Raw genomic sequence first — 14,064 nt, 5'->3', positions numbered from 1 at the left:
GTCCGGGGCCGTCGAGCCGGGCCACCGCGGCCAGTGCCCGGGCCGTCGCCAGGCGGGCGGCGCCCATCGGCAGGAACGCCGCGGGTGCCAGGGCGGCAGCCCAGCCCACCAGGACGCCGGCGAGGACCGCGACGGTGATCGCCGCCATGTCCGCGGCCGTGTGGGTGTAGCCGACCGCGGCCATGGCGGCGAAGACGAAGATGACCGCGCCCGGGCCGGTGATCCGGAACGCGCCCAGGACCAACGAGGCCAGGCCCGCGGCCGCGGACAGCAGCGCGATCTGCCAGCCCGTGGCGAGGCCGACGACACCGGCGACCGCCCCGAGGGCGACGAACGAGACCAGGCTGACGCCGACGACGGACAGCTTCGCGGCCAGCCTCGGGTACGGCTCGTGCCGGGAGAACGCCGAGGTCAGTGCTCCCAGGGCGGCGATCCCGGCCAGTGTGGGCTCGCCGAGGAGGCCGCCCGCGACGAGCGTCACCGCGGCGGCGATCCCGACCCGCACGGCAGGAGCCACGGTGGCGTCGGCGGGACGGACCTCGAGGGCGCCGCGCCAGGCGGCGGCGGACACCGCGTGCGCCAGCGCGTCGCCGGACCGGCGCAGGTGGCCGGGTCGGGCGGTGGGAGTGGTGGGGGAGTCGGGCACCTCCCCAGGGTACATATATTTCACCGGTAAATTAAGTGTGAAATAGAATTGGGCTCGTCGCTACGATGTGCGCATGGGTACGACCGACGACGACTTCGTGGACCGCGTCCGCGGCGAGTGGGCCCGGGCGTACCCGGACGCGGACCTGTCGCCGGTCGAGGTGATCGGCCGGATCAGTCGGATCGGCGCGCAGGCGCTGGCCCGGCTCGACCACATGCTGGCGCCGAGCGGGGTCACGCGGGCGGAGTTCGACGTGCTGGGGGCGTTGGCCCGCAGCGGACGGCCGCTGCGGGCCAGCGAGGTCACCGCGGTGACGATGGTCAGCGGCGCCGCCACCACCAAGCACGCCGACCGGTTGGTCGCGCAGGGCCTGGTGCGGCGCCGGCCGTACGAGCGCGACGGCCGGGTGGTACTGCTCGAGCTGACCGACGCCGGCCGCGCGCTGGTGGACGAGCAGTTCCCGCGGCGCCTCGAACTGGACCGGCAGCTGCTCGCCGGGCTGGACGACGGCGACCGCGAGACACTCTCGGCGTTGCTGCGACGGATCTCGGCCGTCGCCGACCGCTGAGCGGGCGAATTTCGGTTCGATCCAGGCGGGTGGGCTCGGGTTCACCGCTGCCGGTATCGAACCTCAGGATTGGCCGATCACGCACAGGCGATGCAGCGCCGCACGGCGGGTAACGCGTCCAGTCGCTCGTCACTGATCGGGTGGCCGCACTTCTCGCAGACGCCGTAGGTCCCCGCATCGAGGCGGCGCTCGGCGTCGGCGAGTTCGTCGAGGTCCCGGCGGGCCTCGGCGAGCAGCGACGCGGTCTGGGCGCGTTCGAACGCGATGGTCGCGCCCTCCGGGTCGTGCTCGTCGTCGTCGGTGGTCAGGTGCGAGCCCTCGATGATCTCGTCGAGCCGGGCGGCGAGGAAGTCGATGCGGTGCGCGGTCTCGGCGCGGCCGGCAACGATCCGCTGACGCGGCGAGGCGGTGCCTGATTCGGGAAGCGTCATGCCTGGTTCAACATGGAACCGTACGGTTCCGATACCAGGTACCCGACGGTTGTCGGGGTGCGCGGAAGCCGGTCAGTTCGTAGTGCAGGGTCGGGGTACGCAACACCTTGTGGGCTGCCCGCACCAAAACCCGCTGCAGGACCGGGAACCGGTGGTCGATCGCCCGCGCGGCGGCGGCGGCGTCGGCTCCGGACAGCAGCCGCGCGGTGGCCGCGACGGGTTCCGGTCCGGTCGGCTTGCCCGACCACGTGCAGGGCCGCAGACGAACGTCGGGGAAGTTACGCAGCCGCTTGTTCTTCGACGAGCGGCCGGGCGTTCGGAAATAGGCCCGGGACCCGGCCACCGCGATGTTCACCGGGGTGTCGACCCAGCTGCCGTCGCGTTTGCGGGTCTGCAGCAACACCACCTTCGCGGCCGCGATCGGGTCCGGGGGCATCGGTTCGGGCATGTCCAACCCTCCCGTGGGCGTCGTCGAGACACTTCCAGTGTCCCCGTTGCGTCCGTTGCGCCAAAGGGCCAGCCGAAGGTCCGATTCCTGACGTGGAGGTCCGCACGGTCAAACTCCTTGCGCCGGAAGGTCTTGAGTTCGTGGGGGCGGAGGTTGCCTCCTGCGACTGGGATGCCCCAGGGAAGCCGCGCTACAAGGTGATCGACGCGGGTCGTCACGGCTTCAGCGGCCTCACGTTCACCGCCAGCACCGTCCCGGATTCGGATGGCAGGGCGGCGAAGGGAAATGCCTGGGTTGCAACCGATTTCGGAGGGTTTGGCAGGTTCAGATACTGGTCGCGCGTGGTTCTGGTTCGAGAATCACCTCCGACGTCGCCGCACAGGGGTGAACGTGGATGTCACGAGCGTCATCCTCCGGCAGGCCTCGAGTTCGCGGGTGTAAAGGTCGCCGGTCACCCGCCGGCGGCGGTGGGTCCGGGGTCGATGGTGTCCTGGACTCGACCGTGTTGGTCGATCCTGTCACCGGGCAGTAGGGGGCGCGACGGCGTGGGCGGCACGGTGGCGAGGCGTGCCCGGGCCAGAGCCCCGGCGGTATGGTGTATAACGCTGTGACCTGCGCAGACTGTTCTTCTTGTTCCGCGGCGGTGAGTCGGTTTCGCCCCTAGTCTTGGCGGGCTGTCGGGGCGGGGCGGGCACTGGGTTCGTCGGGTCCCCGGCACGGAGGGAGTTTGTGTCAATGGGTCGACATCTTGTGCGTGCGGGTGGGGCGGTACTCGCGGCACTGAGCATCGTCGCGGGTGGCGTGGTGGCCGGAACCGGTGCGGCGACCGGCGCCGTGGTCGGCGTCGGGAGTTCGGATCAGGGGCCGTGGTGGGCGGACGAGATCCTGCAGAACCTGATTCGCCCCTGCCTGCCGTCGATGGACTGGGGGTTCCCTGACCGCGGGTGTTACGGCAATGGTTTCCGGGACGACGGGATGCTCGGCAACTATCACGGCGTGTACTACGGACCCGAGGAAGTGGACCCGGGGGCCACCACCACGTTCACTGCGGTCGTCGTGGCACAGGAAGCGGCGTTCGAGGTCACCGCGCCGGCAGAGAACGTCGATGTCACGAGCGTCACTCATCACGTGCCGAGCGGATTCGAGTTCGTCAGTGTGAAGGTGACGGGCTACACGCCCACAGAGACGCCTCCCGGCCCGACTGTGAACTTCGACTCGACGGTGACGGTGGATCCCGATGGCGGGGAGGTCACCGTCACGGCACCGGCCGGTGGTTGGGCGCTCAATCCGGGTCGGAACGGGGGCAGGTTCGAGGGCGGGAGCGTCGCGCTCGAGTTCACCTACAAGGCTCCCGACGGGTTCGTGGCCGACTCGAGCGGATTCACCTTCACCGGCACCCACGTCCCCGCGTCCGAGGGATGGGTGGCAGAGGGCACGACTCGAGTCGTCCCGGGTTCCGGTGGCACGGGCAGTACCGGCTCCTGACGTCTGCCTACCGGTCGAGCGGCTCGCAAGTCTCCTCGGCCGGTAGGGCATCGGTGTCGAGGGACCGTGCCCAGTGGAGGCACCACGCCACGGCGGCGATCGTGAGTCTCGTGCAGCTCCACTCAGCGGCCACCGTCGGCACGTCGCCGATGGGCGACACGGTGGCGAGGCCAGCCCGGGCCGGGCCGTTCGGAGTGGTGTTTAACGCTGTGACCTGCGCAAACCGGTCTTCTGATTCCTCGGTGGTGAGCCTGTTTCGCACCTAGTCTTGGCAGGCTGCCGGGGTGAGGGCGGGCACTGGGTTCGTCGGGTCCCCGGCACGGAGGGAGTTCGTGTCAATGGGTCGACATCTTGTGCGTGCGGGTGGATCGATGCTCGCGGCGCTCGCGATCGTCGCGGGTGGGGCGACGGTGGGTGTGGGAGGCGCAGGGGCGGTGTCCACCGGCAGCACCGGGGTCCGGCCGTGTGACCGTTACAGCCCCGGCGACATTGCTTGCGACAGGGACACGTTCTGGGCCGCCGAGCAGCGGGTCGGCGACTTCAGAATGAGCTTCTCCGGTACCGACGAGTTGGTGGTGGGTCAGAATGCCTGGCTGAGTGCCACTTTCCGCGTCGGGGACGCCGGACCCCAGGCCTCCCTCCCCGATGCCGCGGTGGCGAGCGTTACGTTCCATGCCCCGAAGGGCTTCGAATTCGTCGGAGTTTCGCTCTACTCCTACACGCCCAACTTCTATCCGGAGGCGCCAATCTATACGAGCCCGGACTCGACCGCGGTGGTGGACCACGTCACCGGCGACGTCACGGTCACGGCGCCCGCCGGCGGCTGGACCGTCGCGACAAGGGAGCGCAGCGGCGGAGGCTTCGTCTCCGGCCAGGTCACGGTCCGTGCCTCCTACAAGGCGACCGAACTCGTCGCCGACGGCACCAGCGGGGTCACTTTCACCGGCACCGGCGTCCCGGCGTCGGAGGGGTGGATGGCGACGGGGACCACGCGGGTCATCCCCGTGGATCTCAGTTTCGGCAGCTTGGGTTAGCGGTCGCGCCGCGTCGCCCACGGGTGGCGCGGCGGCGGGCGGACCCGTCGTTGACCCCGCTACCTGTCGAGGGGTTCGCGAGTCCCCTCGGCGGGTACAGCGACTGCCCGCCGGGACCGCACGTAGTGCACCCCGCCCGCCGCCGCGGCGACCGCGAGGATCACGCCGGCGGCGATCGGGCCGACCGGGGAACCGGGGAACAGGCCGTCGAGCAGCAGCATGACGCCGAACACCAGGAACAGGGTCGCGGCGGCGAGCTGGATGAACCGCTCCGGCAGGTGCTTGCCCAGTACGGCGCCGACGACGATCGCCAGGGCGTCGGCGGCGACCATGCCGACCGTCGAGCCGATCCACACGCCCACCCAGTCGTTGTCCGCCGCGAGGGTGATGGTCGCGAGCATCGTCTTGTCGCCGAGTTCGGCGAGGAAGAAGGCGGAGGCGACCGCGAGGAACGCCGACGTGCCGACCCGTGCGGCCTTGTTCTGCTCGTCGTCGGTGAGGCTGTCGCCGCGCAGCGTCCATGCCGCGAAGCCCACGAACGCGATGCCGCCGACGATGCTGATCAGGTTCGTCGGAAGGGCCGCGCCCAGGTAGTGGCCGACGGCGACCGAGACCAGGTGCACCACCGTGGTCGCGGCGGTGATGGCGCCGATCACGACCCACCACCTGTAGCGCAGGGCGAACGCCATGGCCATCAGCTGGGACTTGTCGCCGAGCTCGGCGACGAAGATGACGCCGAAGCTCAGCAGCAGGGCGGCAAGCACGTGGATCCTCCGTTTCGTTCGATTCGGAGGATGTTGGGGACCTTCCTCCGGCCTCCGACGCGGGTGCGTCGACGGCCGAAGGTCTCGCCCACCGGCGGTGCCGGTTCGGGCAGCCGGGCATTGGCCGATGCTCGGCGCCTGCCAGTATGTCGACTGCTCGATTGGGGGCTACTCCCCTTCGTTGCTGTCGAGCCTACCGGCGACTCTGCGAAACCACAAAGCGCACAACAAGTTTGGGGAGCCGAACTTTGAACTTCCGGGAGGGGTCAGGCGGCGAGCAGCATCGCCAAAACGGCGGTGTCGGGGTCGCAGTTCGGGTCCAGGCTCACCCGGCTGACCATCGAGGTCACGGTGCCGTCGGGCTCGGCCTCCACCCAGGCCGCCCGGTGGTCGAGTCCCAGGTACGGCAGCCCCGGCAGCAGGACGCAGCCCGACGCCGCACCCACGCACTCGGGCAGCGACGGCAGCGTCTCCGACGGCGGGTGCAGCATCAGCAACGCCGGCGGCTGGTGGTCCGCGAAACAGCCCGGCGTGACCGCGGACTTGCCGATCACCGGACCCGCGGCGACGACCAGGCCGACCATGTCCGGTGCCGGGTTCTCTGGGAGCTCCTCGTGGGCACCGAAAACCGTTGAGGTGGAAAGTAATCCGGGCACCGACGCGATGCGCACGGTGAACACCAGCAGCTGCGCCCACTCCTTGGTGGTCTCCGGCCACCGGCCCGAGATGACGAACCCCCGCAACGAACCCGCGGAGTGGAAGGGCGAGACTCCGATGTACTCGTTTCTGCTCATGCCCGCCCCCTCGATCCCGGATCGCGCACCCGGGCCATGCCCGGCTACTTCCAGGATGCGCCGACCGCGGCAACCAGACAACTCGGGCGCCGCGGCGGGGAGATCGGTCAGTACTGTGTCGCCGGCACCTCCACCCGGAGCAGCCGGATCGCACCGGACCGCTCCGCCTCGGCCTCCTCCGGGATCGGGGTCTCGCAGGTGCATACGAACAGGTCACGGCCGTCGGCGCCGCCGAGCGCCACCGCGTGGGAGTCGAACACCACCCGCCGGTCGGTGACGACCCCGGCCGCGTCGACCCGCAGCACCTCGCCGCCCCCGGACGGCGACGCCACCCAGATGCCGTCCTCGGCGTCGATGGCGAGCCCCTCGGGGGCGATGCCGGTCTCGAACTCGGCCAGCACGCGGCGCTGGGCGAGGCTGCTGTCGGGTTCGACGGTGAACGCGGTCAGGCGTCCCGGTGTCGAGCGGGTCTCCGCGACCACCAGGGTGCCGCCGTCGGCGGTCACGACCATGCCACTGGCGAACATCATGTCGGTGGCGACCCCGTGCACGGTGCCGTCGGGCTCGACCATCGCGAGGTCGGCGGGCCGCGGCGGGGCCGGGGGAGTGCTGTCGTCGCCGCTGTTGCCCACGTACGCGCGGCCGCGGCGGTCCACGCACATGTCGGTGAGGTGCCAGACGGCGATGCCGGAGAGGTCGGCGTAGACGGACAGCGCGCCGCCGGGGTCCCGGCACAGCACCAGCCGGTCGCGGGTGGAGGCGATCAGGAGGCGGCCGTCGGGCAGGAATCCCAGTCCCGCGGGGCGGCCGGGAACCTCGGCCACGGTGTTCAGGGCGCCGGTGGCGGGGTCGTACGCGAGCACTTCGCCGGCGTGGGTGTCGGAGAACCACAGGTGGCCCTCGTGCCACCGCGCGCCCTCGGGGAACGTGAGTCCTTCGACGAGTGTGTCCGCGGTCACAGTCACGCTCTCAACAATACGACCACGGCGGTCAAACGACCCCACCGGAAAACGACTCCGCCGCGACCCGGACGAGCGGGACGCGGCGGAGTCGGTGACGGCTGTGACTAGACGATCAGACCGGCGGTCTGGGTGCGGGCGCGGTCGAAGCGCGCGGACACGTCGGCCCAGTTCACGATGTTCCAGAAGGCGTTGACGTAGTCGCCCTTGACGTTCTGGTAGTCGAGGTAGAAGGCGTGCTCCCACATGTCGAGCATGAGCAGCGGGGTCAGGCCGATGGAGATGTTGCCCTGCTGGTCGTACAGCTGGACGATGATCAGCCGCTGGGCGATGGAGTCCCAGGCCAGGATGGACCAGCCGGAGCCCTGGATGGCGTTGGCGTTGGCCGAGAAGTGGCTGCGGAACGCGTCGAAGCTGCCGAACTGGTCCTCGATCGCGGCGGCCAGCTCGCCCTCCGGCTTGTCGCCACCCTCGGGGGAGAGGTTGTTCCAGAACACCGAGTGGTTGGTGTGGCCGCCGAGGTGGAACGCCAGGTTCTTCTCGTGCAGGTTCACGACGGGCGCGAGCGTGTCGGACGCGCGCAGCTCCGCCAGCTTCTCGAGGGCCGCGTTGGCGCCGGCGACGTAGGCCGCGTGATGCTTGCTGTGGTGCAGCTCCATGATCTTCGCGGAGATGTGCGGCTCGAGTGCCGCGTAGTCGTAGGGCAGTTCAGGCAGCGAGTAGACAGACACGGGGGTCCCTTCCTTACGGGCGCGCGAACGCCCGGTGTGTACCTTGCTTTGGTGCTTCTGGGTTGTAACCCAATCCCATTCGTACACCGTCCGCAACCGCCGCCCGCGGTCGGGAGCACCCGTGCGGCGGCGTCGGGGCCGGTCAGTGACGCGGGAGACATCGTCCGGGATTCGTCCAAGAGATGAACGGAACCTTAAACTCTGGCGGTGCCCCGACAGCAACAGGTTCTCGCGACGGCGCCCGCGCCGGCCTCGCGGATCAACTTCGGGGGCGCAAACCTTCTTCGGGCCCTGGCGGTCCTCGCCGTCCTCTACTCGCACATCTCGCTGTACCTCATCGACGACCTGGGCACCGGCTGGTGGCTGATCGACGTCGTCTACGAGACCCTGGTCGACGACGGCGGGCTCAACCAGCACCTGTCCTTCCTGGGCGTCGCGGTCTTCATGATGCTGACCGGTCTGATGCTCACGGCCTCGGCGGCCCGGCAGACCCCCGGCCGTTTCCTGTTCAATCGGGTCGGTCGGCTGCTGCCCGGGCTGTGGGTCGCGATCGCGCTGGCGGTGGTGCTGGTGCGGCTCGGCGTCAACGGCATGTTCAGCCCCCAGGACACGGTCACCAACTCGCAGGTGGCACTGAGCTTCGTGCTCGGCGGCTTCTTCCTCAAGCCCGAGGTCGCGGTGCTGGGCGTGGTCTGGACGCTGGTGGTGCAGGTGATCTTCTACCTCTACCTCGCCGCCGCCCGACCGCTGCTGCGCGCCGTCCCCGTCGCGGTCCCGATCCTCGGCTCGGCGCTCTGCGCGCTGGTCCTGCTCTACAACCAGTTCGTGCCGCAGCCGTACTCGGTGCCGATGCTCGGCAAGGTCGCGGCCACCCTGCCTGCGCTGTTCATCGGGCAGATCATCTATCTGGGCTGGGCGCGGCTGGCGTCGTGGCGCTGGGTGGTGGTGGCGATGATCGCGCAGTTCGAGGTGGTGCGCCTGGCCACCGACATCCGGGTGTACTGGTCGGGCGACCGCTACCTGTGGACGATCGTGGTGGTCACGGCCGCGGTGCTGGCCCTGGCCCGGTTCGACGGGGCGGCGGGGCGGTGGCCGGTGGTGCGCTGGGTTGCCACCCGCAGCTACGCCATCTACCTGCTGCACACCCTGATCCTGTACCGGGTCTACGAGCTCACCGTGGGGCACGTGGGCAAGACCGGCGCGGTGCTGGCGTTCCTGCTGGTGACCGCACTGGCATCCGAGGCGATGTACCGGTTCGTGGAGGTGCCCGGCGGGCGTTGGGTGGGCGACCTCGCCGCCCGGATCTGGGGTCCGCGGTCGGCGACCGCCGCGGCGGCCGGTCCCGAGCCGTCGGCGGGCCTCGAGTCGTCCGTCGGCGGCGAATCGTCCGGGGACGCCCGGCCGACCGCGAGTAATATCGCAGCATGTCCTGGTATGACGACATCCTCAGCCACGCGTCCGCAAAATCCCACCTGATCTCCGCGGACCAGGCGCTGCCCGGTCGGCAGGATCCGATGCCGGTACCCGACGCACACTTCGTCAACGGTCACCCGCTGGTGCCCCCGTTCCCGGCCGGCATGCAGACCGCGGTGGTCGGGATGGGCTGCTTCTGGGGCGCGGAGAAGGAGTTCTGGCAGCTCGCCGGGGTGTACAGCACCGCCGTCGGGTACGCGGGCGGTTACACGCCGAACCCGACCTACGAGGAGGTCTGCTCGGGGCGGACCGGGCACACCGAGGTGGTGCTGGTGGTGTTCGACCCGAAGGTGATCTCCTACGCGGGGGTGCTCGCGCACTTCTGGGAGAATCACGACCCGACCCAGGGCATGCGGCAGGGGAACGACCAGGGCACCCAGTACCGGTCGGCGATCTTCACCGCCGACGAGTCGCAGGCGTCGACCGCGCGCGCGACGGCCGAGGTCTTCGGGGCGCGACTGTCCGAGGCGGGATACCGGGCGATCACCACGGAGATCGCGCCGCTCGGCACGTTCTACTACGCCGAGGGCTATCACCAGCAGTATCTGGGAAAGAACCCCGGCGGCTACTGCCCCGTCCATGCGACGGGCGTCAGCTGCCCGGTCGGGTTGCTGCCCCAGGACGAGGTGCCGGCGCAGACGGACATCCTGCCGCCGCAGTGACCTGAGCCCGACATACTCGATCCGTTCCGACTCCGCATGAAATGTGACGGTGCCCGCAGGTACTTGATCTTGGTCTCACCACGTACGACTGTGGACGACAGGAGTCCCCGTCGGGGCAGTGTCCAGAGGTGAGGGCCGGGTCGGATGTCGCAGGTGGTGCACGGGAGGCTGTCATTGGCCCTGGTCATGCTGCGGCGCGAACCCGGTTCGTTGGTCCGGCGCTCGGACCGGCTCGAGGCGGCGCTCACGGTCGGACTGGTGATGCTGGGGATCGTGCTGGTCCCGGTGGCCGTGTGGCTCGGTGTCCGAACCGACGAGAGTCAGAGCGCGTTGGCGCAGCAGCAGGCGCACGACCTGCGCCAGGTCACCGCCACCACCCTCGAGGACGCGACCGGCTGGCGGGCGGGCGCGGACCTCGACGCGGCCTCGCTCGGCACCGTCTCGGCGACGTGGGACTGGCGTGAGGGCACGCATCGCGGCGACCTCACGGTGCCCGCGGGCACGCCCGCGGGCTCGCCGGTCGACATCTGGGTCGACCGGTCGGGCGCACGGGCGGCGGAGCCGGTCACCGAGGCCGGTGCCGCCATCTCCGCGGTGACCGTCGCGGTGTTCAGCTGGGTGATGGTGATGCTGCTGGCCGGGGCCGGCGTGGCGATCGGGAACGGCATGCTGAACCGCCGCCGCGACCTGCAGTGGACCCGGCAACTGGCGCTCTTCCTGGGCGACGCCCCCGCCCACTGACGCCCCCGCCGACCGACTGGCGGGGGCGCCCGGAGTTCAGCGCAGCTGGGGAAGCACCTCGGTGGCCACCAGCTCCAGGTGGTCCAGGTCGTCGAGGTCGAGGGTCTGCAGATAGATGCGGGTCGCGCCGAGCTCGCCGTACCGGCCGATCTTGTCGACGAGTTCTGCGGGCGAGCCGGCGGCCCCGTTCTCGCGCAGCTCGGCCACCTCGCGTCCGATCCGCCCGGCCCGTGCGGTGACCTCCGCCTCGGTGCGGCCGCAGCACAGCACCAGGGCGTTGGAGTAGACCAGGCCGGCCGGGTCGCGTTCGACGGCACGGCAGGCCTGACGCACCCGCTCGAACTGGGTCGCGGAGTCCTCCACCGAGGCGAACGGCAGGTTGAACTCGTCGGCGTAGCGCGCGGCCAGCGCGGGGGTGCGCCTCTTGCCGAGGCCGCCCATCACGATCGGCGGCCCCCCGGGGTGGTGCGGCTTGGGCAGGGCGGGCGAGTCCAGGATGCGGTGGTGCGCGCCGTCGTAGGAGAACTTCTCGCCGACCGGCGTGCGCCACATGCCGGTGACCACGGCGAGGGTCTCCTCGAGCTTGTCGAAGCGTTCCTTCACGCCGGGGAACGGGATGCCGTAGGCGAGGTGTTCCTCCTCGTACCAGCCGGCGCCGAGACCGAACTCGACGCGGCCGCCGCTCATCGCGTCGACCTGTGCGACGGACACCGCCAGCGGACCCGGGTGCCGGAAGGTGGCGGAGGTGACGAGTGTGCCGAGCCGGATGGTCGAGGTCTCGCGGGCGAGCCCGGCGAGGGTGATCCAGGCGTCGGTGGGCCCGGGCAGGCCGTCGACGTTCATCGCCAGGTAGTGGTCGGACCGGAAGAACGCCCCGTACCCGAGCTGTTCGGCCGCCTGCGCGACCCGCAGCAACTGCTCGTAGGTGGCGCCCTGCTGTGGTTCGGTGAAGATTCTCAGCTCCATGCCGTACAGGGTGCCGTACGCCGGTGGTCCCCACCCATTTTCGTAGGGTTGTGCACTATCTGTGGACAAGCCTGTGGAAACTGTGGATAACTCGGTGGACAACTTGTGTCCTGAGTCACATTTTGACTAAATGCCGTGGTAGGCCCTGTGGATATCGCCGTCCGGGGTTGATCCCCAGGGTGTGCACAACCTTCTCGGAGTCGGCCGCCGCGGCCGCCGCGAACGTGACAAGATCGACCACGTGAGCTTTGGTGACGTGCCCTCTGTCGAGGTGGGCGAGGTGCCCGCGGATCCGTACGACGTCGCGGTCCTGTTGGACGTGCGCGAGGACTACGAGTGGGCGGACGGTCATGCGCCCGGCGCGTTGCACATCCCGATGCTCGACGTCCCTGCCCGGCTGGACGAGATCGACATCGACGCCGAGGTGTACGTGGTGTGCCGGCAGGGCGGACGGTCGATCCAGGTGGTCACGTACCTCAACCAGATCGGCTACGACGCCGTGAACGTCTCCGGCGGGATGGTCGCCTGGCAGCACACCGGGCGGCCGCTGACCGCGGACGACGGCCGCTCGGCGAAGATCTACTAGATGAGCGCCGTCCAGGTCTGTGTCCGGTGCGCTGCCCGATGGCCGGTGGCCGGCCGGCCGTCGCAGTGGTGCCCGCGTTGCCACGGGGTGCTGCTCTCCCCGACCGACCCGGCCCGCCCCGAGCCGCCGTCGCGGCGCAACTTCCGCTGGGTCGCCCGCCGTCCCGGCGCCGCGGCCCGACGACTTGCGGCGGGGGCCGGGCAGGGGGCGGCCGACCCCTCGCCGCCGTCGTACCGTGAGATGCCCCGGTGGGGCCTGCTGGACCCGCCGCCCGCCGAGCCCGAGGGGCCCGGGTACGGGCGTCAGGAGCGGATGGCCGACCTGGCCCCGACGCTGCTCGTCACCGCCGCCGTGCTGTTCGCGGTGGCCGCCCTGGCCGAGCTCTTCCGGTACGGCCTGCTGCTGCGCAACCGGACCACCCTGATCGACCCAACCGTCCTCGCGGTGTCGGACGGACTGGTCGGCGCGGCCGGCGTGATGGCGCCGCTGCTGGCGCTGGCCGCGGCCGCGGCCTCGGTGGCGTGGTTGCTGCGGACCCGTGCCGCCGGTTACGCCGCGGCCGGTCGGAGCGATCCGCGTCGGCCCGCGGCGGTAGTCGCCGGCTGCCTGGTGCCCGGGGTGAACCTGGTGCTGCCCGGGGTGTACCTGCACGAGGTCGCCGACCGGAACCCGAAGACGCGGAACCTGATTCGGCTGTGGTGGGGGCTGTGGGCGAGCAGTGGCGTGCTGCTGGCGGTGAACCTGGTGTGGCGGTCGCACGACTCCGTGCAGGCGCAGGCCAACGGGGTGCTGCTGGCCGCACTCGGTGACGTGGTGGCCGTCGCGGTCGCGGTCGCGACGCTGGCGGTGATGCGCCGCGTGGACGGGCTCGGTCTCACCGGGCGGCCGCGGGCCCTGACCCGCTGGGTGGTCGCGGTGCCCGAGGCGTCGCCGGCCGAGAGTGTCGCGGCGCCGGACGATGCACCACCCGTCGCGGCCGAACCGGTCCTGGCGGAAGCGGGCGCGCGGTGAGCCCGGACCGGCGTGGCCCCCTCGTCGTCGCGCACCGCGGCGCGTCGGCCGCCCGGCCGGAGCACACCCTCGCCGCGTACGAACTCGCCCTCGAACAGGGCGCCGACGGGCTCGAGTGCGACGTCCGGCTCACCCGGGACGGCCACCTCGTGTGCGTGCACGACCGCCGGGTGGACCGCACCTCCTCCGGCACCGGGCTGGTCAGTGAGATGACGCTGCAGCACCTCAACGCGCTGGACTTCGGCACCGACGGCGAACCCGCCGGGCTGCTGACCCTCGCGGAGCTGATCACCCTGGTCCTCGACTTCCGCGACCGGCCGACCAAGCTGTTCATCGAGACCAAGCACCCGGTCCGGTACGGGGGCCTGGTGGAGAGCAAGCTGCTGGCCGAGCTGTCCCGGTTCGGGCTGTCCGCGCCCGCGTCGGCGAGCCACTCGCGGGCCGTGGTGATGTCCTTCTCGGCGAGTGCGGTGTGGCGGGTCCGGCGGGCGGCGCCGCTGCTGCCGACGGTGCTGCTCGGCGAGTCGTCGCGCTACCTGGGCGGCGGCGCGGCGACCACCGTCGGCGCCACCGCCGTCGGGCCGTCGATCAAGTCCCTGCGCGAACACCCCGAGTTGGTGGACCGGGCCGCGGCGTCGGGCCGGGCCACCTACTGCTGGACCGTCGACGAGCGCGAGGACGTGGAATTGTGCCGCGACCTCGGGGTCGGCTGGATCGCCACCAACCATCCGGGCCGTACCAAGGAGTGGCTCGCGCGGTAACACG

At 70.8% G+C, this 14,064-nt stretch carries 16 protein-coding genes and 1 pseudogene; 9 read left to right on the top strand and 8 right to left on the bottom strand.

Going from position 1 to position 14,064, the window contains the following annotated elements:
- Positions 1-646 (bottom strand): annotated as a pseudogene (locus tag AC1DWC_RS08520) (FUSC family protein); the annotation flags it as partial.
- Between the two features lie 73 nt (positions 647-719).
- On the opposite strand from AC1DWC_RS08520, the gene AC1DWC_RS08515 reads away from it, so the two are divergent.
- Positions 720-1,214, top strand: a complete 495-nt coding sequence (locus AC1DWC_RS08515; RefSeq protein WP_477907137.1) for a MarR family winged helix-turn-helix transcriptional regulator — start codon at positions 720-722, stop codon at positions 1,212-1,214.
- Positions 1,215-1,291: 77 nt separating this feature from the next.
- Here the strand turns inward: AC1DWC_RS08515 and AC1DWC_RS08510 are convergent, their stop codons facing one another.
- On the bottom strand, positions 1,292-1,645 hold the full coding sequence (locus AC1DWC_RS08510) for a TraR/DksA family transcriptional regulator (protein WP_477907135.1): 354 nt from the start codon (positions 1,643-1,645) through the stop codon (positions 1,292-1,294).
- A gap of 7 nt (positions 1,646-1,652) precedes the next feature.
- The gene (locus AC1DWC_RS08505; RefSeq protein WP_477907133.1) at positions 1,653-2,093 is read right to left on the bottom strand and encodes a PPOX class F420-dependent oxidoreductase; all 441 of its coding nucleotides are present in this window, start codon (positions 2,091-2,093) and stop codon (positions 1,653-1,655) included.
- 735 nt (positions 2,094-2,828) lie between these two features.
- On the opposite strand from AC1DWC_RS08505, the gene AC1DWC_RS08500 reads away from it, so the two are divergent.
- Together AC1DWC_RS08500 and AC1DWC_RS08495 are read left to right on the top strand one after the other, a co-directional pair.
- A complete protein-coding gene (locus tag AC1DWC_RS08500; RefSeq protein ID WP_477907132.1) occupies positions 2,829-3,578 on the top strand; it encodes a hypothetical protein in 750 nt (249 codons plus the stop codon).
- Positions 3,579-3,916: 338 nt separating this feature from the next.
- Positions 3,917-4,612 carry a hypothetical protein gene (locus AC1DWC_RS08495; RefSeq protein ID WP_477907130.1) on the top strand — a complete coding sequence of 232 codons (696 nt, stop codon included), beginning with the start codon at positions 3,917-3,919 and terminating at the stop codon, positions 4,610-4,612.
- 59 nt (positions 4,613-4,671) lie between these two features.
- Here AC1DWC_RS08495 and AC1DWC_RS08490 read toward each other — a convergent pair whose 3' ends face one another.
- From AC1DWC_RS08490 to AC1DWC_RS08475, 4 genes are all read right to left on the bottom strand, one after another.
- Entirely contained in the window at positions 4,672-5,376 is a 705-nt protein-coding gene (locus tag AC1DWC_RS08490) for a TMEM165/GDT1 family protein (RefSeq protein ID WP_477907128.1), read from the bottom strand.
- Positions 5,377-5,642: 266 nt separating this feature from the next.
- On the bottom strand, positions 5,643-6,170 hold the full coding sequence (locus AC1DWC_RS08485) for a peptidase (protein WP_477907126.1): 528 nt from the start codon (positions 6,168-6,170) through the stop codon (positions 5,643-5,645).
- Positions 6,171-6,277: 107 nt separating this feature from the next.
- On the bottom strand, positions 6,278-7,135 hold the full coding sequence (locus AC1DWC_RS08480) for an SMP-30/gluconolactonase/LRE family protein (RefSeq protein WP_477907124.1): 858 nt from the start codon (positions 7,133-7,135) through the stop codon (positions 6,278-6,280).
- Between the two features lie 101 nt (positions 7,136-7,236).
- The gene (locus AC1DWC_RS08475; protein WP_477907121.1) at positions 7,237-7,860 is read right to left on the bottom strand and encodes a superoxide dismutase; all 624 of its coding nucleotides are present in this window, start codon (positions 7,858-7,860) and stop codon (positions 7,237-7,239) included.
- A gap of 258 nt (positions 7,861-8,118) precedes the next feature.
- Between AC1DWC_RS08475 and AC1DWC_RS08470 the strand changes: the two genes are divergently transcribed.
- The 3 genes from AC1DWC_RS08470 to AC1DWC_RS08460 all read left to right on the top strand — a co-directional run bounded on the left by AC1DWC_RS08470 (position 8,119) and on the right by AC1DWC_RS08460 (position 10,736).
- A complete protein-coding gene (locus AC1DWC_RS08470; protein WP_477907166.1) occupies positions 8,119-9,336 on the top strand; it encodes an acyltransferase family protein in 1,218 nt (405 codons plus the stop codon).
- Positions 9,285-9,995 (top strand): peptide-methionine (S)-S-oxide reductase MsrA, encoded by a 711-nt coding sequence (gene msrA / locus AC1DWC_RS08465; protein WP_477907119.1) that lies wholly within the window; start codon positions 9,285-9,287, stop codon positions 9,993-9,995. Before AC1DWC_RS08470 ends, msrA begins: the two co-directional genes overlap by 52 nt.
- 144 nt (positions 9,996-10,139) lie before the next feature.
- Entirely contained in the window at positions 10,140-10,736 is a 597-nt protein-coding gene (locus tag AC1DWC_RS08460; protein ID WP_477907117.1) for an Rv1733c family protein, read from the top strand.
- Positions 10,737-10,772: 36 nt separating this feature from the next.
- Here the strand turns inward: AC1DWC_RS08460 and AC1DWC_RS08455 are convergent, their stop codons facing one another.
- A complete protein-coding gene (locus tag AC1DWC_RS08455) occupies positions 10,773-11,702 on the bottom strand; it encodes an LLM class F420-dependent oxidoreductase (protein WP_477907115.1) in 930 nt (309 codons plus the stop codon).
- 241 nt (positions 11,703-11,943) lie between these two features.
- On the opposite strand from AC1DWC_RS08455, the gene AC1DWC_RS08450 reads away from it, so the two are divergent.
- From AC1DWC_RS08450 to AC1DWC_RS08440, 3 genes are read left to right on the top strand one after another with little or no spacing between them, the layout of a single operon-like run.
- Positions 11,944-12,288 (top strand): rhodanese-like domain-containing protein, encoded by a 345-nt coding sequence (locus tag AC1DWC_RS08450; protein WP_477907113.1) that lies wholly within the window; start codon positions 11,944-11,946, stop codon positions 12,286-12,288.
- A complete protein-coding gene (locus AC1DWC_RS08445) occupies positions 12,289-13,299 on the top strand; it encodes a DUF4328 domain-containing protein (protein WP_477907111.1) in 1,011 nt (336 codons plus the stop codon).
- Positions 13,296-14,060, top strand: a complete 765-nt coding sequence (locus AC1DWC_RS08440; protein WP_477844043.1) for a glycerophosphodiester phosphodiesterase — start codon at positions 13,296-13,298, stop codon at positions 14,058-14,060. Before AC1DWC_RS08445 ends, AC1DWC_RS08440 begins: the two co-directional genes overlap by 4 nt.
- Positions 14,061-14,064: the final 4 nt, after the last annotated feature.

Source organism: Rhodococcus sp. P4_C10, from assembly GCF_056402135.1.
This window is presented reverse-complemented; position numbering and strand designations above follow the sequence as displayed.